Source organism: Sphingomonas sp. LHG3443-2, assembly GCF_049896405.1.
In the GTDB taxonomy this organism is placed as follows: Bacteria; Pseudomonadota; Alphaproteobacteria; order Sphingomonadales; family Sphingomonadaceae; genus Sphingomicrobium.
The window spans coordinates 726809-743428 of record NZ_JAFCUG010000001.1; the positions used below are offsets into that span (position 1 = coordinate 726809).

14 protein-coding genes are annotated in these 16620 nt (G+C 68.6%); 6 read left to right on the forward strand and 8 right to left on the reverse strand.

The features are described from left to right. A complete protein-coding gene (locus tag ACP69Z_RS03610; RefSeq protein WP_426266184.1) occupies positions 1-2118 on the reverse strand; it encodes a TonB-dependent receptor plug domain-containing protein in 2118 nt (705 codons plus the stop codon). A 136-nt stretch (positions 2119-2254) separates the two neighbouring features. Continuing rightward, entirely contained in the window at positions 2255-2434 is a 180-nt protein-coding gene (locus ACP69Z_RS03615) for a hypothetical protein (RefSeq protein ID WP_426266185.1), read from the reverse strand. Positions 2435-2522: 88 nt separating this feature from the next. On the opposite strand from ACP69Z_RS03615, the gene polA reads away from it, so the two are divergent. Beyond that, entirely contained in the window at positions 2523-5306 is a 2784-nt protein-coding gene (gene polA, locus ACP69Z_RS03620; protein ID WP_426266186.1) for a DNA polymerase I, read from the forward strand. Next, positions 5303-6868, forward strand: a complete 1566-nt coding sequence (locus tag ACP69Z_RS03625; protein ID WP_426266187.1) for a lipopolysaccharide biosynthesis protein — start codon at positions 5303-5305, stop codon at positions 6866-6868. The genes polA and ACP69Z_RS03625 overlap by 4 nt, the downstream gene beginning before the upstream one ends. Here ACP69Z_RS03625 and purH read toward each other — a convergent pair. Genes purH through ACP69Z_RS03645 form a run of 4 tightly spaced genes read right to left on the reverse strand, consistent with a single transcriptional unit; the run spans position 6840 to position 11984 of the window. Beyond that, positions 6840-8432, reverse strand: a complete 1593-nt coding sequence (gene purH / locus ACP69Z_RS03630; protein WP_426266188.1) for a bifunctional phosphoribosylaminoimidazolecarboxamide formyltransferase/IMP cyclohydrolase — start codon at positions 8430-8432, stop codon at positions 6840-6842. The genes ACP69Z_RS03625 and purH overlap by 29 nt on opposite strands. A 7-nt stretch (positions 8433-8439) precedes the next feature. Next, the gene (locus tag ACP69Z_RS03635; RefSeq protein ID WP_426266189.1) at positions 8440-10080 is read right to left on the reverse strand and encodes a heparinase II/III family protein; all 1641 of its coding nucleotides are present in this window, start codon (positions 10078-10080) and stop codon (positions 8440-8442) included. Then, positions 10077-10739, reverse strand: a complete 663-nt coding sequence (gene rpe, locus ACP69Z_RS03640; protein ID WP_426266190.1) for a ribulose-phosphate 3-epimerase — start codon at positions 10737-10739, stop codon at positions 10077-10079. Before rpe ends, ACP69Z_RS03635 begins: the two co-directional genes overlap by 4 nt. A gap of 18 nt (positions 10740-10757) precedes the next feature. Next, positions 10758-11984 carry an RsmB/NOP family class I SAM-dependent RNA methyltransferase gene (locus ACP69Z_RS03645; protein ID WP_426266191.1) on the reverse strand — a complete coding sequence of 409 codons (1227 nt, stop codon included), beginning with the start codon at positions 11982-11984 and terminating at the stop codon, positions 10758-10760. Positions 11985-12001: 17 nt separating this feature from the next. Between ACP69Z_RS03645 and ACP69Z_RS03650 the strand changes: the two genes are divergently transcribed. Next, the gene (locus ACP69Z_RS03650) at positions 12002-12169 is read left to right on the forward strand and encodes a DUF1674 domain-containing protein (protein WP_426266192.1); all 168 of its coding nucleotides are present in this window, start codon (positions 12002-12004) and stop codon (positions 12167-12169) included. Here ACP69Z_RS03650 and ACP69Z_RS03655 read toward each other — a convergent pair. Together ACP69Z_RS03655 and tsaD are read right to left on the reverse strand one after the other, a co-directional pair. Next, the gene (locus ACP69Z_RS03655) at positions 12166-13143 is read right to left on the reverse strand and encodes an NAD(P)H-dependent glycerol-3-phosphate dehydrogenase (protein ID WP_426266193.1); all 978 of its coding nucleotides are present in this window, start codon (positions 13141-13143) and stop codon (positions 12166-12168) included. The two genes, ACP69Z_RS03650 and ACP69Z_RS03655, sit on opposite strands and share 4 nt — an antisense overlap. After that, positions 13140-14171 carry a tRNA (adenosine(37)-N6)-threonylcarbamoyltransferase complex transferase subunit TsaD gene (gene tsaD, locus ACP69Z_RS03660; RefSeq protein ID WP_426266194.1) on the reverse strand — a complete coding sequence of 344 codons (1032 nt, stop codon included), beginning with the start codon at positions 14169-14171 and terminating at the stop codon, positions 13140-13142. The genes ACP69Z_RS03655 and tsaD overlap by 4 nt, the downstream gene beginning before the upstream one ends. Before the next feature lie 49 nt (positions 14172-14220). On the opposite strand from tsaD, the gene hemC reads away from it, so the two are divergent. The 3 genes from hemC to ACP69Z_RS03675 are packed head-to-tail and all read left to right on the forward strand — an operon-like array spanning position 14221 to position 16588. Further along, a complete protein-coding gene (gene hemC / locus ACP69Z_RS03665; RefSeq protein WP_426266195.1) occupies positions 14221-15144 on the forward strand; it encodes a hydroxymethylbilane synthase in 924 nt (307 codons plus the stop codon). Next, entirely contained in the window at positions 15141-15779 is a 639-nt protein-coding gene (locus ACP69Z_RS03670) for a uroporphyrinogen-III synthase (RefSeq protein WP_426266196.1), read from the forward strand. The genes hemC and ACP69Z_RS03670 overlap by 4 nt, the downstream gene beginning before the upstream one ends. 5 nt (positions 15780-15784) lie before the next feature. Further along, a complete protein-coding gene (locus tag ACP69Z_RS03675; RefSeq protein ID WP_426266197.1) occupies positions 15785-16588 on the forward strand; it encodes a hypothetical protein in 804 nt (267 codons plus the stop codon). Positions 16589-16620: the final 32 nt, after the last annotated feature.

Sequence of the window (16620 nt, forward strand, 5' to 3'; positions counted from 1 at the left end):
CTAGAAAGTTCCGCGCGCCGAGAGGCGGAAGATCGGGCCGATCAGGCGATTGCGATCTTCGACGAAGTCGACCGGCGCGACGTTGCGGCGGCCGGTATAGACGATCCGGTCCCAGCGACTGCGAGCGTTGGTGATGTTGCTGACCTCGCCGCGCACGGTCAGGCCGAACACGTCCTTGTTCTCGACGAACAGGCTGGCGAACACCGGGCCTTCGAACTGCCGGCCGACCTCGGTCAGGCGATAGCTCAGCGCGTTGTGGCTGTAGCTGGCGTTGGTGCCATAAGCCCAGTCGCTCTTCGGAATGTCGTGCCGAAAGCCGAATTCGAGGATCCGCGTGGTGAAGCCTGAATAGTTGCGCTTGATCCCCGTCAGGGGATCGCGGACCCGGCTGGTCTGCGCCAGCGCGCGCAGATTGATCTTGGCACCTTTAAGACCCATCGGGTCGAGCTGGAACGTGCTGTTCCAGTCGATCGCATAGGCCTGGCCCTTGTCGATGTTGCCCGGTGTCTCCCCATTGAGGCCGACCGGGATGATATCGATCAGGTCCTCGGAGAACGCCGCGACGAGGTTGACGCGGGTCTTGCCCCACGCCGCCAGATCGCGCGCGAGTTCGAGCTCGAAGCGCCACTGCTGAGTAGGCACGAGGTCCGGATTGCCGGCATTCTCATTCTCGTTGTCGAGAAACACGCGGGCCAGGAACTGACCGAAGTCGAGCTGCCCGACGCGGCGGATGATCTTGAAGTTGGCGTTGAACCTCGGGCTGAACTGCGCCGCGATGTTGAGCGAGCCCTTGGGGCGAAGGAAGGTGCGTTCCTTGCCGCCCGGACCTTCCTGCACGATGGTCGAGCGTTCGGCGCCGATCACCAGCTGTGCAGTGATCGCCGACGAGAGCGGCCGCCCGATGGTCAGCAGGCCTTCGTAGCGGTCTTCGCTGACCTTGCCGGTGCCGCCCGGAAACGGGATCTCGGTGAAGTCGCCCAGCGGATCGAGCGAGAACAGCCGGCTGACGTTGTCGAGGCTGTTGAACGCCGCTTCGCCCGATAGCTGAAGGTCGGTGCGGCCGATCTTCCAGCGGTATTCGGCGCGGCCGATCTTCTCGCTCGACTTGCCGTCCTGAACATAGCGGCTGCCGGTGTCGACGCTGCCATCGGCAAAGCTGGTCCGCGCCTGCTGCAGGAAGGGCTCATCCGACGAGCGGAACAGGCCGATCAGCTTCAGCCGGCCGCCGCCAAGCGCGACTTCGCCGTCGCCGCCAAGCTCGTAATTCCAGCCTTTCTCTTCCTGGATCAGGCGGCGGACCTGATCGGACCCGGTGACGCGATCGCGGCGGCTGGTCTCGTCGAACACATAGTCAAAGCGGCGCAGCAGGAGATTGAGGTTGCCGAGCGAGGAGCCCGGCCCGTCGATCTTGAACTGACCGGTCAGCTGCGGCTGGTCGAAATTACCGTTCCAACGGTCGTCGCGAGTCTCGAACAGCGTTCCGTCACCCCGCGTGATGGTGGTCGGACCGCCGGCACCGCTCCGGCTGGCGTCGTTGCGCAGGCCGATCGTATATTCGACCGGGCCGCTGGTGCCGCTGACCGACACGTCGCCGCGGGTGTAGAGCGGATCGGCATAATGGGCGCGAAATTCGGGTCGGTAGCTCCACTGGCCCGACAGCTTGGCCTTGGCTTGATAGATGACGTTGGCGACCTGGCCCGTCAGTCCCGGCACATCGAGTTCGGCCGCATCGACGATCTCGATGCGCTCGACGTTGCCGGCGGGAATGGCCTGCAGCGCGGTGACCGGGTCGGTCGACTTGCCCGACAAGCGCTCGCCGTTCAGCAGCACGTTGCCCGACGCCTGGCCGAGCCCGCGCGAACTGGTGTCCTCGCCGCGGATGCTGAAACCCGGCACCTGGGCCAGCATGTCGAACGCCGTGCGCGGCGCGAAGCGGACGAAGTCGGCGGGGGTGAACACCTTCTTGCCGGACGCTGTCGGGGTCGAGACCGGAGCCGGCGCGTCGCCCGTGGTTGGTGCGTCCTGCGCAAGCGCAGGGTTGGCAGCAACAAGCGCCGCGACGCAGCAGGACAGCAGGCAGCAGCGGCGCAGCGCCGCGTGCCCAGTGGCAAAAACCATGGTGACGATTCCCCTTTGCCGGTCCGAACGGACCTGCCTTACTGGGCTAAGACGGTCATCTTCGGGAATCGAAGCAGGTTTAGGCGAGAGGACGCCCGGCTTCGACAGACTGCCGGAACCAGGAAGCGCGCGACGATCAGCGCAGCTTGGCGATCTTGAGCTTCAGCACCTTGGCCTGCGCCTGCGTGCTTTCCTCGCTTCGGGTCAGCGCCTTGGCGATGGCTTTCAGGCCCATCCCCTTGGCGGCGAGCGTGTGGAGCTTGGCGTTCTCTTCGAGAGTCCACGGCTGCTTATGACGAGCGAACTTTTCGGCCATGCGTCGTCATCGGCTTCGCAAGCGGCGCTGGCAAGTGCGTGAACGCGGGCGTTCCTTGGGCGGACGAACCTGCTAAAGCCCTGCGTTCATGCCTGACGTCCAGCCCCACCTCTATCTCGTCGACGGATCGAGCTACATCTTCCGCGCTTATCACCGGCTCCCGCCGCTGACCAACCGGCACGGGATGAACGTGGGCGCCGTCTATGGCTATACCGCCATGTTGTGGAAGCTCGCCGAGAGCCTGAGCAAGGCCGACGGGCCAACCCACATGGCGGTGATCCTCGACAAGGGGTCGTCCTCGTTCCGCAACGAGATGTACGACCAGTACAAGGCCCACCGCCCGCCGGCGCCCGAGGATCTGGTGCCCCAGATGCCGCTGATCCGCGTCGCGACCCGGGCCTTTTCGATCCCCTGCATCGAGCAAGCTGGGCTGGAAGCGGACGACATCATCGCCTGCTACGTCACCGAAGCGAAGAAGCAGGGCTGGAAGGTGACGGTGGTCAGTTCCGACAAGGACCTGATGCAGCTGATCGAGGACGGCTCGGTCGACATGCTCGACACCATGAACGACCGCCGCATCGACCGCGCCTACGTGGTCGACAAGTTCGGCGTGCCGCCGGAGCTGCTGGGCGACGTGCTGGCGCTGATGGGGGACAGCGTCGACAACGTGCCGGGCGTGCCGGGCATCGGTCCCAAGACCGCGAGCCAGTTGATCCAGGAGCATGGCAGCCTCGAAGCGGTGCTGGCCGCCGCTGACGGGATCAAGAAGCCCAAGCTTCGCCAGAACCTCCTCGAACATGCCGACAATGCGCGCCTCAGCCGCGAGCTGGTGCGGCTGGTGTGCGAGATGAACCTGCCCGAGCCGCTGGACGCGCTCGAGCTCAAGAACATTCCCGAAGAACCGCTGCGCGAGTTCCTGGTCGATCAGGGCTTCAAGACGCTGCTCAACCGCATGGTCGGGCAAGGCGCACGACCATCGAACGGCGAGCGGCCGGCGCCGGCCGCGCCGCTGCCGATGGGTCCGGGTGAGCCCGAGACCATCAGCGTCGATCGAACGGCCTATCTCACCATCTCCGATGCCGGCACGCTGGAAAGCTGGATTGGCGACGCGCAGAAGCAAGGACGAGTAGCGATCGACCTGCAGGGCGATGGCGGGCACGGCCTTGCCGAGGGTCTCGCCGGCGTCAGCTTGGCCCTGGCGCCGGGCCGAGCGGCATACATCCCGCTTGGGCATGGCGGCGGCGACCTCCTCAGCGAAGGGCCCGCGCAGCTCAAGCTGGGCGACGGCCTCGCGCTCCTGAAGCCGCTGCTCGAAGACGACGCGGTCCTCAAGGTCGGCCACAATCTCAAGGACCAGCAGCGCCTGCTCGCCGATCAAGGCATCACCGTTGCGGCCGGCGAAGACGTCATGCTCGCCAGCTTCGCGCTCGACAGCGGCCGCTACGGGCACGGTCTCGAGGAGCTGGTGAAGCGGCACTTCGAACACGAATGCCTGCCGCTGAAGGCGGTGTGCGGGACCGGGCAGAAGACGATCCGCTTTGGTGACGCGCCGATTGCCGCAGCGACCGAATATGCGGCCGAGAATGCCGATATGGTGTGGCGGCTGTGGCAGCGGATCGAGCATCGTCTGGCGTCGGAAAAGGCAACCCGCGTCTATCGCCTGGTCGATCTCCCGCTGGTGCCGGTGGTGGGGCAGATGGAGCGGGAAGGAATCAAGGTCGACCGCGCCTATCTGGCCGAACTGTCGGAGACCTTCGCGACCGAGACGGCGCGGCTGGAAGAGATCATCTACGAGGCGGCCGGCGGGCCCTTCACCATCGGCTCGCCGCAGCAGCTGGGTCAGGTTCTCTACGACCGGCTTGGTCTCAAGGGCGGGCGCAAGGGCAAGTCGGGCGCTTACTCCACCGACCAGGCGGAGCTGGAGCGGCTGGAAGCCGAGGGTGTAGAGGTCGCGCGCCGGGTGCTCGAATGGCGCCAGCTCACCAAGCTCAGGGTCACCTATACCGACGCGCTGCAGGCGCAGATCGATCCCCGCACCGGGCGTGTCCACACCCGCTATGCACTGGCCGCAGCGCAGACCGGGCGCTTGTCGTCGAACGACCCCAACCTGCAGAACATTCCGATCCGGACCGAGATCGGCGCGCGTATCCGCAACGCCTTCATCGCCGAGGAAGACCATAGCCTGCTCAGCGCCGATTACGGCCAGATCGAGCTTCGCCTCGCCGCGCACTTCGCCGATGTGCCGCAGCTCAAGGAAGCGTTCGCGCGCGGCGACGACATCCACACCATCACCGCCGAACAGGTCTTCGGCGACGCCTCCAAGGACAGCCGCAACAAGGCCAAGACGATCAACTTCGCCATCCTCTACGGCATCTCCGCCTTCGGCCTCGCCGGCCGGATGGGGATCGGCCGGGACGAGGCCAAGGACATGATCGACCGCTATTTCGAGCGCTTCCCGGGCATCAAGAACTACATCTCGACGACGCTCCAGCAGGTCCGCGAATGCGGGTTCAGCACCACCCTGTTCGGCCGCAAGACGCATTTCCCGAATATTCGGTCGGGCGTGATGAACCTCCGTCAGGGCGCCGAACGCGCGGCGATCAATGCGCCGATCCAGGGCACCAGCGCCGACATCATCAAGCGCGCGATGGTGAAGATGCCTGCCGCGCTTCAGGCCGCCGGCCTGAATGGCACGCGGATGCTGCTGTCCGTGCATGACGAACTGGTGTTCGAGGTGCCTCACGGCGACGAAGAGCATGCGGCGCAGGTGATCCGTGACGTCATGGCGTCAGCTGCCGAGCCGGTGGTGACCCTCGACGTGCCGCTCAGCGTGGAAGTGGGCTGGGGCGCCAATTGGGGCGTCGCGCATTGAGCGAGGCACCCGCGGCCGCAGCCCCCGACAATGATCTCGCGGCCCTCGCAAGGGGCGGCCGGATCAACTTCATGGGCTTCCTGCTGCGCCTCGCCGCGCGGCTGCCGTTCCTGTTCATTGCCGGCCGAATGTACGGCGCCGAAGCGCTTGGCCGCTTTGCCTATGCCGTGCTGATCGTCGAATTCGTCGCGCAGCTCGCCACCCTGGGCCTGAAGCGGGGCTTGGCCCAGCAGCTCAGCAAGACCGACAAGCCCCACGTCTGCGTGACCTATGACGCACTGCTGGTTGCCCTGATGGCCAGCGTTCTCGGCATGGCGATCCTGTTCCTGTTTCCCCGCATCATGTTTCCCAATTCGGAAATCTACGGGATGGAATGGCTGTTGCCCGTGGCCGTGCTGGCGCTGGCGTGGAGCGACGTCATGCTGGCGGCGCTCGCTTATCGCCACGATGTCGGCGCCACCGTGCGCGCCCGCGCCATTGTTGAACCGTGGACCATCAGCATCGCCGCGCTGGCGTTTGCCTTCATCTCCAAACGCGACGGCCTGATCTTCGCTTACGCCCTGTCGATGATCGGTGCGCTGGTCGCTTCGGCGATTCCGTTCTTCCGTACCTACGGCCGCGCTGCCGGGTGGCGCCCCAACCCGGCGGAAAGCTGGGGCCTTGCACGACGCTACATGCCCGTTGCCGCCGCCGACACGGTGGAATGGGCGAGCCGCCGGATCGACCTTGCTATCCTCGGCCTGTTCGCAACCCCGGCACTGGTCGGCATCTATTATGTCGCGCAGAACGTCGCCTCGTTGCCCAGCAAACTCAAGACTAGCTTCGATCCGATCCTCGGGCCGGTGATCAGCCGCAGCCTTGAGGAGGGCGACCGGGTCGGCGTTGCCAAGCAGATCCGCCAGGTCGGCTTCTGGGTCATCGCCGCGCAAGCCGCGGTGGCGCTGGCGCTCGGCATTCCCGGCGAAGGCGTAATGGGCCTCGTCGGGCCAGTGTTCGTCGCCGGCACCGCGGCGCTGATCTTCCTGCTGGGCGCAGAGGTGATCGCGGCCACCGCCACCACCAGCGAGGCGGCGCTGATCTACATCGCGCGGCACCGCAACATGATGCTGAGCCTCGCCATGCTCGCCTTGCAGGCGGTGCTGACGGTGGCGCTGATCCTGCTGTTCCGCCGCCTCGGCTGGCCGCCCGCCTGGCAGGCCACCGCCCCCGCCGTCGCTCTTTGTCTTGCCCTCGTGTTCGCGGCGGTGACCAAGTCGCGGCTCGCGGGCAAGCTCCTCGGCGCCCCGGTCAGCGGCTGGCGCTGGCCACTGATCTGGGCCGCCGCCGCGGCGATCATTGTTGGGCAGCTCACCCATTTTGTGCCCGAATGGCTTCAGCTCAGCCTTGGCGTGCCGCTGATCCTGGCCTCGTTCGGCCTGGTGATCTGGCTCAAGGGCTTCGGGCCCGAAGACCGGCTGCTGTTCAAGATGAAGAAAAAGGACATCGCCGTCGATCTGCCCGCGCCGAGCACAGGGGAGGCGCGGCGCGCTAGGCCTAATGCCGGAAGTGGCGCATGCCGGTGAACAGCATCGCCAGGCCCGCTTCGTCCGCCGCTGCGATGACCTCATCGTCGCGGATAGAGCCGCCGGGCTGGATCACCGCGGTGGCACCCGCTTCGACCGCCGCCAGCAAGCCGTCGGCGAACGGGAAGAAGGCGTCGCTGGCCACGGCAGAGCCGACGGTGCGCGGCTGATCCCAACCGAAGGTCTCCGCCGCCTCGCGTGCCTTGGCGGCGGCGATCCGCGCGGAATCGCGGCGGTTCATCTGCCCTGCACCGATACCGGCGGTGACGCCGTCCTTCGCATAGACAATGGCGTTCGATTTGACGTGCTTGGCGACGGTCCAGGCAAAGCGGCAGTCGGACACCTCGCGCGCCGTCGGCTGGCGCTTGGTGACGACCTTGAGCTCGGCCGGCAGGATCACGCCATTGTCACGCGACTGGACCAGCAGGCCGCCGGTGATGCTCTTGAGGGTGAGGCCGGGGCGGCGGGGATCGGGAAGGGTGCCGGTCAGCAGCAGCCGCAAATTCTTCTTGCCCGCGAACACCGCCAGCGCGTCCTCGTCTGCGTCGGGGGCGATCACCACCTCGGTGAAGATGCCGGTGATCGCCCGCGCGGTTTCCCCGTCGAGCGGCCGGTTCACCGCAACGATGCCGCCGAAGGCCGACACGCTGTCGCAGCGAAACGCCGCTTCATAGGCTTCAGCGACCGTCGATCCTTCTGCGACACCGCACGGATTGGCATGCTTGACGATGACGCAGGCCGGCTCGCCGTCGCGGAATTCGGACAAGAGTTCGAGCGCGGCGTCAGCGTCGTTGAGGTTGTTGTAGCTGAGCTCCTTGCCCTGCACTTGCCGGGCGCCGGCAACACCCCCCGTGCCACCCGTCTGCGGCACGTAGAGCGCCGCAGATTGATGCGGATTCTCACCGTAGCGGAGCGTCGTAGCGCGAGTCATCGCCAGCGGCAGGGTGGCGGGGAGCTGCTCGCCCTGGTCGGCGAAGGCGAACCAGCTGGAAATCGCGCTGTCGTAGGCGGCGGTGCGCGCAAAGGCGGCAGCGGCGAGGCGCTTGCGCAATTCCCATGACGTCGCGCCGCCATTGGCTTCGAGATTGGCCAGCAGCGCCGGATAATCGGCAGCGTCGGTCAGGCAGGCGACATAACGATGATTCTTTGCTGCCGAGCGGACCATTGACGGGCCACCGATGTCGATATTCTCGATGATCGTGTCGCGGTCCGCGCCGCCGGCGACCGTCCTCTCGAACGGGTAGAGGTTGATGACTACGAGGTCGATGTAACCGATGCTGTGCTCGGTCGCGGCGGCGGCATGGGCGGCATCGTCGCGTACCGCCAGCAAGCCGCCGTGGACGTTGGGGTGCAGCGTCTTGACCCTTCCGTCCATCATCTCGGGAAAGCCGGTCAGCTCGCTGACGTCGCGCACCGTGTGTCCAAGCTCGCGCAGCTTCGCGGCGGTGCCGCCGGTCGAGACCAGTTCGACCCCGTGGGCGGCCAGCGCCGCGGCAAGGGTGGCGAGCCCGCTCTTGTCGGACAAGGACAGGAGCGCGCGGCGAACGGGAACGAAATCGGTCATGAAGGCCTCAACTGGAGCGGCGGAATTGCCAGCCGATCTCGGCGCCGAGGTGCGAAACCTCGCCGACCAGAACCAGCTGGAGGGCGGAGCGGAGCGTGCCCGCTCCATCGACGATAACGCTTTCTTCGAGCCCGAGCTGCGCCCCGCGGCAACGGAAGTTCCACGGCGGAGCACCGGGCGAGCGGATCAGCGCGCCGAGCCCGTCGGCGGTCGGCACGGCTTCAACGCCGGGCGCGAGGTGGAAGCGGATCGCGAAGGGCACGTCTTCGCGGATCTTCTTGCGGCCGCGCGGGGTCAGCCGGTCGAGCCCGCGGATCTCCTTGCCGTCGTTGCCGAGGCTGAGCGCGCGGTCGTGAACCAGGCCGAAGCCGCGGATGTAGCCGTCGTGGCTGGCTTCGATCCGACTGGCGTCATTGTCTTCGGAGCGGGTGACCGGCACTTCCTCGACCCCGCGGCCGAGCGTGCCGTCGGGCTGGATTGCGGTGCTGTTGGTGTCGGCCAGCGTCAGGGTGGAATGAGCGGCGGTGGTGCGCAGCGCGGCGGCGAGGCCTTCGGGCAGGCTGCTGGCGTGGGGGCCGGGCCCGCCGCAATTGACCACCAGCTTCTGCTGACCGTCGCTCAGTTCCAGCGCCAGGGTCGAGGCCGAACCACTCCGCGTGAGCTTGCGGGCCGGCGGCGGCGCGGCATCGATGACGAGGATGGTACCGAGCGCGCTGAGGCGATGATAGCCCCAGCCGCGCGGGTTTCGCAGCGGGCGGGCGCGGAAGCCGCAGCCTTCGATCAGGGCGGCGATGGCGGCGCGGCTGCCTTCGTTGCCGCCCTGCCAGGCGCCAAGCGACCCGTCGCCCATGATGACGCCATGAAGCGCCGCCAGGGCCGCCGCGCCGGCATCCTCGAACCCTTGCGGGAAGTCGTGGCGGGCGGCGGCATAGGCGGCGCGGAGCACTCCGAGGCGGTCGACCAAAGCGGCCTGTTCGGCAGGCGAGCGGCTCATCAGCCCGCCATCGTCATATTGCGCGCTGGCGAGTGCTCGCGACAGGCCGGTCTCGGCCTTGGCCAGCCGCGCGGTGCCGGAGGAGAGCAAAAGGCAGGCGGCGGTCAGGCCAGCCCAGGCGGTGATACGCGGTAGGCCGGGCGCCGCTTCGTCGGCGGTGCCGGCGAGGTGCCGGGCGGCGCGGGCGGCAGTGTTGAGCAGGGCCGAGCGATAGTCCGCATCGCGCCGCGACAGGAGGTAGGGCGCGTAAGCGAGCCAGAACAGCAGCCGCTCGCCCCACAGCGCCGGCGCCCAGGCCGCATCGACCTTGGCGCCGTGGGCGAGCAGCCAGCGTCCGGCGAGGTCCTCAGCCAGCGGCGCGCCCTTTTCGCGCGTGGCGGCAGCCGCGAGATCGCGCAGCCAGGCGAAGCCGTGCAGCTCAGCTCCGGCCGGGGTGGCCGGATCGATGCTTCCCCAATTCAGGCCGGCGAGCTCGACCACTTCGCCGCCGCTGACGAAGCGACCGGCCAGCAGTTGCTCGCCGCGGGTCTTGGACCCGGTGACGTGATCGCGGGCGACGCCGATCAGGCGCAGAGGGGGCTTTCCGCGCTCGACCAGCCGCTGCAGCAGCGGCAGGGTCGCGAGCCGGGAAAGACCGCCCCCGCTTTGGCTCACGGCTCGGCTTTCAGCGCGGCAATGTTGGCGGCGTACTGATCCGGCCCGCCGCGGAAGGCCGCCGTTCCGGCGACCAGCGCGGTGGCGCCGGCATCGACGCATTGGCGGGCGATGGTCGCATCGACCCCGCCGTCGACCTCAAGCGTGACATCGAGCCCTTCCTTGACGATGCGCTTGGCCAGCGCCTCGATCTTGCGGAGCTGCGAGGCGATGAACTTCTGCCCGCCGAACCCGGGATTGACGCTCATCACCAGGACGAGGTCGATCTCGTCCAGCACGTAGTCGAGCATCTTGGCCGGGGTCGCGGGATTGAGCGACACGCCGGTCTTCTTGCCCAGCGAGCGGATGCGCTGCAGCGTGCGATGAAGGTGCGGGCCGGCTTCGGGGTGGACGGTGATGATGTCGGCCCCGGCCTCGGCGAAGGCGTCGAGCAGCGGGTCGACCGGCGAGATCATCAGGTGGACATCGAACGGCTTGGCGCTGTGCGGGCGAAGCGCTTTCACCACCATCGGGCCGATGGTGAGGTTGGGCACGAAATGCCCGTCCATGACGTCGATATGGATCCAGTCGGCGCCGGCCGCGTCGATCGCCCGCACCTCTTCGCCAAGCCGTGCGAAGTCGGCGGACAGGATCGAGGGCGCGATGATCGGCTGGGCCATGGGACCGATTAGACGGGACTAGGCCCCGCGCACAAGGCGAGCGGTGAAGAAGCCGTCCATTCCGCCTTGCTCCTCGAGCTCGCCGGGCAGCACGCGGCGCTGTTCGGCCAAGGTGTAGTCGGCTCTGCTGGCAAGGAAGGCAGCGATGATGTCTTCGCCCTCCTGCGGCTCGAGGCTGCACACCGCATAGACGAGCGTTCCGCCCGGGCGCACCCACCCAGCCGCGGCGATGAGCAAACGGCCCTGAAGCTCCGCGCTTTCACGGATGATCCGTTCGGACGCGCGAAGCAGCACTTCGGGGTGGCGACGGAAGGTGCCGGTGGCCGAGCATGGCGCGTCGAGGAGGACGGCGTCGAAGGGCTCGCCGGGCGTGTAGCCGAGCACGTCGGCGACGGCGATCTCGGCGTCGAGTCCGGTTCGGGCGAGGTTCTGGCGAAGTCGCGCCAGACGACTTTCCGAGCGGTCGAGCGCGGTGGTGGCGTGACCGGCGGCGGCGATCTGCAGGGTCTTGCCGCCGGGCGCCGCGCAGGCGTCGAGCACGCGGGCGGCGTCGGTCGGGATCATCCGCGCGGGCAGGGTGGAGGACAGGTCCTGCACCCACCAGCGTCCTTCGGCGAAACCGGGCAAGGCAGTGACGGACCGGGCGTCAGCGAGGCGCACATGGCGCTCGGCCAGGCTGATGCCGCCTTCAGCCTCGGCAAAGGCAGTGGCTTCCTCATGGCTGCGGAAGCTAAGGTCGAGCGGCGGGCGGCGGACGATGGCACGGCGCGCGGCGTCAACGGCCTCGTCCCCCCAGGCGGCGGTCCAGCGCTCCTCGACCGCGGCGGGCAAGGCGCCTTCGTCAGCGTCTGGCAGTGTGCCGCGCAGCAGGGTGCCGAGCACGCCGTGCACCAGGCGCCGCGGACCGCCCTCGACCAAAGGCAGAGCGGTCGCGACCAGGGCGTGATCGGGCACGTTGAGCGCGATCCGCTGGGCGAGCGCAAGGCGCAGCACCATCCGCGCCTTGGCGTCGTCGGGCAGCACCTGCCGCGTCGCGCCGTCGATCAGCCGGTCGAGCAGGGGCAGGCGGCGCAGCGTCTCACCGGCGATGGCGAGCGCGAGACCCTGGTCGGACGGTTCGAGCTTCAACCCCTGCACCGCCGAATCCATCGTCTGCCCGCTGCGCACCACCCGGTCGAGGATGCGCAGCGCCGCTCGGCGGGCATCGACCCCGGCTTCGGGCCCTCTTGGCTGCGGCCGTTTCAACGCCCATCTCCCTGTCCATGCCGCGCCCCGACCATCTCAAGCCGCCCACCTATCTCAGCAAGTCGCCGCCGGTGCCCGAGCCGGAACCCGCCGAGCCCGCGCCGCCGCCCGCCGGCGACAAGCCGCGGCTCGATCCCACGCGCTACGGCGACTGGGAAAAGAAGGGGATTGCCTGGGATTTCTAATGCCTTTCGAGGCGGAGGGGACGAGCGAGCAGCCGCTCGAGCACCGCATCGACGCTGGCCCGGCCGGCGAGCAGGTCGTCCACCGCCGCCACGATCGGCATGTCGACGCCTTCGTTGTCGGCAAGGCGGCGCAGCACTGGCGCGGTAAACGCGCCTTCGGCCACCGTGCGGCGGTCGGCCATTAGCTCGGTGGCCGGGCGACCTTGGCCGAGACCCTTGCCGAGTGAGAAATTGCGGCTGCTGGTGGACGAGCAGGTCAGCACCAGATCGCCGAGCCCCGACAGCCCCGCCAGCGTCTCCGCCCGTGCCCCGCGCGCGAGGCCGAAGCGGGTCATCTCGGCAAACCCGCGGGCGATCAGCGCGGCACGGGCATTCTGGCCGAGGCCGCGGCCCTCGACCACGCCGCAAGCGATCGCCAGCACGTTCTTGACCGCCCCGCCGACTTCCGCCCCGGCAACGTCGTCGCTGAGGTAGATACGGAATGCCGGCCGGGCAAGGCGGGCGCGGACGGCTTCGGCTTCCGCCTCGACCTCGGCTGCAAGGGTGAGCGCAGTCGGAAGGCCGGCGGCGACCTCGTGCGCGAAGGTCGGGCCCGACAGCACCATCACCGCCGCGCCAGGGCAGGCTTCGCGCGCGACCTGATGGAGGAGTTGGCCGCTTTCCTCCTCGATCCCCTTTGAGCAGAGCAGCAGCGCGACGGGGCAGGTCGGCGCGGCTTCGAGCACGCGGCGCATGTGCTGCGCCGGGGTGACGACCAGCCAGACAGGGCAATCGGCGAGGTCCGACACGTCGCCGGTCGGCTGGATTGCCTCGGACAGCGGCACGCCCGGGAGGAACAGGTCGTTGATCCGCCGCTTGGCGATGCTGCCGACCACTTCGGATTCGCGCGCCCACAGCCGGGTCTCGCCGCCCAGCGCCGCCACCTGCGCGAGCGCGGTGCCCCACGCGCCGCCGCCGATCACGCCTACTTTCATGCCTTCACTCCTGCCCCGCGCACCGCGTCGGCGCTTTCATCGAGCGGCCAGCGCGCCCGGGCCGGAGCGTCAAGCCCGTCGACCAAGCCAGCGGCAAACCGCTCGGCCCCAGCCCAGGCGATCATGGCGGCATTGTCGGTGCACAGCCAGCCCGGCGGCACCGAGAAGGCGCGGCCCTGCTCGGCGGCAAGATTTTCGAGCGCGGCGCGAACCGCCGAATTGGCCGCGACGCCGCCTGCCACCACCAGCGCCGGAGCATCGCTCACCGCCAACGCTCGGCGGGTACGGTCGAGGAAGCAATCGACCACCGCCTGCTGGAAACTGGCGGCGATGTCGGCAGGTTTGTGCGTGCCGGCTGCCACCGCGCGCTGCACCGCGCTTTTGAGCCCCGCGAAGGAGAAATGCGGTTCCGGGCTGCCGACCAGCGGCCGGGGCAACGGCACCGCCCTGGCGTCACCGTCGCGTGCCAGCGCCTCGATCGCCGGACCGCCGGGATAGGGCAGGCCGAGCAGTTTCGCCGCCTTGTCGAACGCTTCGCCCGCGGCATCGTCGATGGTGGTGGCGAGACGGCGATAATCGCCGACGCCGTTCACTTCGAGCAGCTGGCAATGCCCACCGCTGGCGAGCAGCAGGAGGTAGGGAAAGCCGAGACCCGCATCGACCAGCCGCGGCGACAGCGCATGGCCCTCGAGATGATTGACTGCGACCAGCGGCTTGCCGCAGGCCAACGCCAGCCCCTTGGCGGTGAGCAGCCCCACCATGACGCCACCGATCAGGCCAGGTCCGGCCGTCGCAGCAATGGCATCGACCTCAGCCAGTGAAACGTCCGCTTCGTCCAGCACCTCGCGGACGAGGCCTGGCAGCACCTCGACATGCGCCCGCGCGGCGATCTCGGGCACCACGCCGCCGAACGGAGCGTGCGCCTGGTTCTGCCCCACGACGCGCTGCGCCACGATCTGCCGGTCGCTGGTGACCAGCGCCACGGCACTATCGTCGCACGAGGATTCAAGGCCGAGGATCAGCGCCATTCGGAGCAGGCCTTTGCGGTTCGCCTGGGCGTCTGGCAAGAGGCAGCCCATGACACCGCGCCTGCTTGCCGGAACCCGTTCGTCCCCGCTGGCGCTCGCCCAGGCCCGCGCGACCGCTGCCGCGTTGGAGGCGGCGCATGGCTGGGCGCCGGGCTCGGTCCAGCTGCACGAGGTCCGGACCACGGGCGACAAGGTGCAGGATCGCGCGCTCGCCGAAATCGGCGGCAAGGCGCTGTGGACCAAGGAGCTCGACCAATTCCTGCTCGGCGGCACCACGCAACTGTCGGTGCACAGCTGCAAGGATGTCGAAAGCGAGCGGCCCGACAACCTCTGCATCGCCGCCTTCCTGCCCCGCGCCGACGTGCGTGATCGCCTGATCGGCGCTCCGTCGATCGACGCGCTTTCTCAGGGTGCCAGGGTCGGCACTTCTTCGCCGCGGCGAACGGCGCAGCTGCTGCGGCGGCGGCCCGACCTGCAGGTCTCGATCATGCGCGGCAATGTCGCGACCCGCCTCAACCATATCGCCAGCGGCAATTACGAGGCGACCTTTCTCGCCGCCGCCGGACTCGACCGGCTGGGGATCGAGGAAGGAAATGCGATAGAGATCGACACCTTCCTGCCCGCACCGGGCCAGGCCGCCATTGCGATCGAGTGCCGCACCGACGATGCCGAAACTCGCGCGCTGCTCAAGGCGATCGACGACGAGCCGACCCGCCGTGCGGTGACGGCCGAGCGCGCCTTCTGCCGCGGGGTCGGCGGCTCCTGCCACTCGCCCGTCGCAGCGCTGGGGCTGGTCGAAGGTGACGGCAGCCTGTGGCTTCGCGCCGAATTGCTCAGCACCGACGGCGCCGCCCATGTCTCGGGGGAAGTGCGGGCGGCACAGGGCGAGGAAGAAGCGGCCGGGCTGGCGCTCGCCGCCGACCTCATCGGCCGCGCACCGCCCGAGGTCCGACTGCTCTTCAATCCGGCGTGAGACCGCTCCTCATCCTCCGTCCTGAGCCTGGCGCCTCCGCAACGGCCATGCGGGCTGAGGCGATGGGACTGGAGGTTCGCCGTCACCCTCTATTTGCCGCTGAGGCCGTGGGCTGGACGCTGCCGGAAGGCGCGTTCGATGCCCTGCTGGTGACCAGCGCCAACGCCGTGCGTCTCGCCGGCACGTGGCCCAAACTTCCAGTGCATGCGGTCGGCGAGGCTTCGGCAGCGGCCGCAAGGGAGGCAGGTCTTGAGGTCAGCACCGTCGGCGAGGGGGGCGTCGATGACCTGCTCGACCGCCTGCCATCTGACCTGCGCTTGCTGCATCTTGCCGGCGAGGAGCGGACCCTGCCGGCGACCTCCCGGCAGCACATCACTTCCGTCACGGTCTATCGAATAGTCGCGCTCCCGCTTCCGGACGCGTCACTGCTCCAAGGAGCGGTCGTGCTGATCCATTCGCCGGCAGCAGGGCGGCGTCTTGCCGATGTCGCGGTCGCGCGGGAGCGGGTGCGGGTGGCGGCGATCAGTCCGGCGGCGGCGGCGGCCTGCGGCCCCGGCTGGGAGCGCTGCGAAGCGGCGGCGGCACCGAGCGATGCGGCCTTGCTTTTCCTTGCCGCCAAGCTGTGCGAGGAATAGCCGCGATGACGACCAGTTCGGCATACCGGCGGACAAGCCTCAGTGCGATCTTGCTTGGCACCCTGCTTCTCCTCCTGCTCGGCGGTGCGGTGGCGGTGTGGGCGCTGAACCGCTTTCCGGAAGCCGCACGGCTTGCCGGGCTGCAGCCGCCGGCCGACGCCGTCGCGCAAGCGCAGCCGCAGCAGGTAGCGACGATGCCGGTCGGAGCGCCCGCGGTGCCGGGTGCCGTTGACCCTCTTCCCGCAACCGAAGCGCGTGTCGCCACCCTTGAAGCACGCCTGGCACGGGTTGAAAGCGCCACCACAAGGGCGGAAAGTTCGGCCGGACGCGCCGACGCGCTGCTGGTCGCGTTCGCTGCACGCCGCGCCATCGATCGAGGGGTGGCCCTCGGCTATCTCGAGCCGTTGCTGACCGAGCGCTTCGGTCCGACCCATCCGCAGGCGGTGGCCACCATCATCACCGCCTCGCGGCGCCCGGTGCGGCTTGACCAGCTGGCCACCGATTTCTCCGCGCTTGCTCCACGCCTCAAGGCCGCGCCCGAGAACGCCAGCCTGTGGCAGACGGTGCGGCAGGAGATGGCCGGCCTCGTTACCATCCGCCGCGCCGACCAGCCGAGCCAGCGCCCGGTACCCACCTATGATCGCGCGGTGGCCCGCCTCGGCACCGGTCAGGTCGACCAGGCGCTAGCCGAAGCAATGCGGCTGCCGGGCATCTCGGCGGCGCCCAAATGGGTCGCCGACGCGCGCACCTATATCGCCGCGCACCGTGCGCTCGACCAAATCGAAGGCGCAGCGCTACTCGCTCGCTGAGTCATTGTTCGTTGGGAAAGGGCGATCCGAAA

Coding starts and splice junctions, on each gene's coding strand:
- ACP69Z_RS03610 (WP_426266184.1), bottom strand. CDS start 2,118: ATGGTTTTTGCCACTGGGCACGCGGCGCTGCGCCGCTGCTGCCTGCTG.
- ACP69Z_RS03615 (WP_426266185.1), bottom strand. CDS start 2,434: ATGGCCGAAAAGTTCGCTCGTCATAAGCAGCCGTGGACTCTCGAAGAG.
- polA (WP_426266186.1), top strand. CDS start 2,523: ATGCCTGACGTCCAGCCCCACCTCTATCTCGTCGACGGATCGAGCTAC.
- purH (WP_426266188.1), bottom strand. CDS start 8,432: ATGACCGATTTCGTTCCCGTTCGCCGCGCGCTCCTGTCCTTGTCCGAC.
- rpe (WP_426266190.1), bottom strand. CDS start 10,739: ATGGCCCAGCCGATCATCGCGCCCTCGATCCTGTCCGCCGACTTCGCA.
- ACP69Z_RS03650 (WP_426266192.1), top strand. CDS start 12,002: ATGCCGCGCCCCGACCATCTCAAGCCGCCCACCTATCTCAGCAAGTCG.
- ACP69Z_RS03655 (WP_426266193.1), bottom strand. CDS start 13,143: ATGAAAGTAGGCGTGATCGGCGGCGGCGCGTGGGGCACCGCGCTCGCG.
- tsaD (WP_426266194.1), bottom strand. CDS start 14,171: ATGGCGCTGATCCTCGGCCTTGAATCCTCGTGCGACGATAGTGCCGTG.
- hemC (WP_426266195.1), top strand. CDS start 14,221: ATGACACCGCGCCTGCTTGCCGGAACCCGTTCGTCCCCGCTGGCGCTC.
- ACP69Z_RS03675 (WP_426266197.1), top strand. CDS start 15,785: ATGACGACCAGTTCGGCATACCGGCGGACAAGCCTCAGTGCGATCTTG.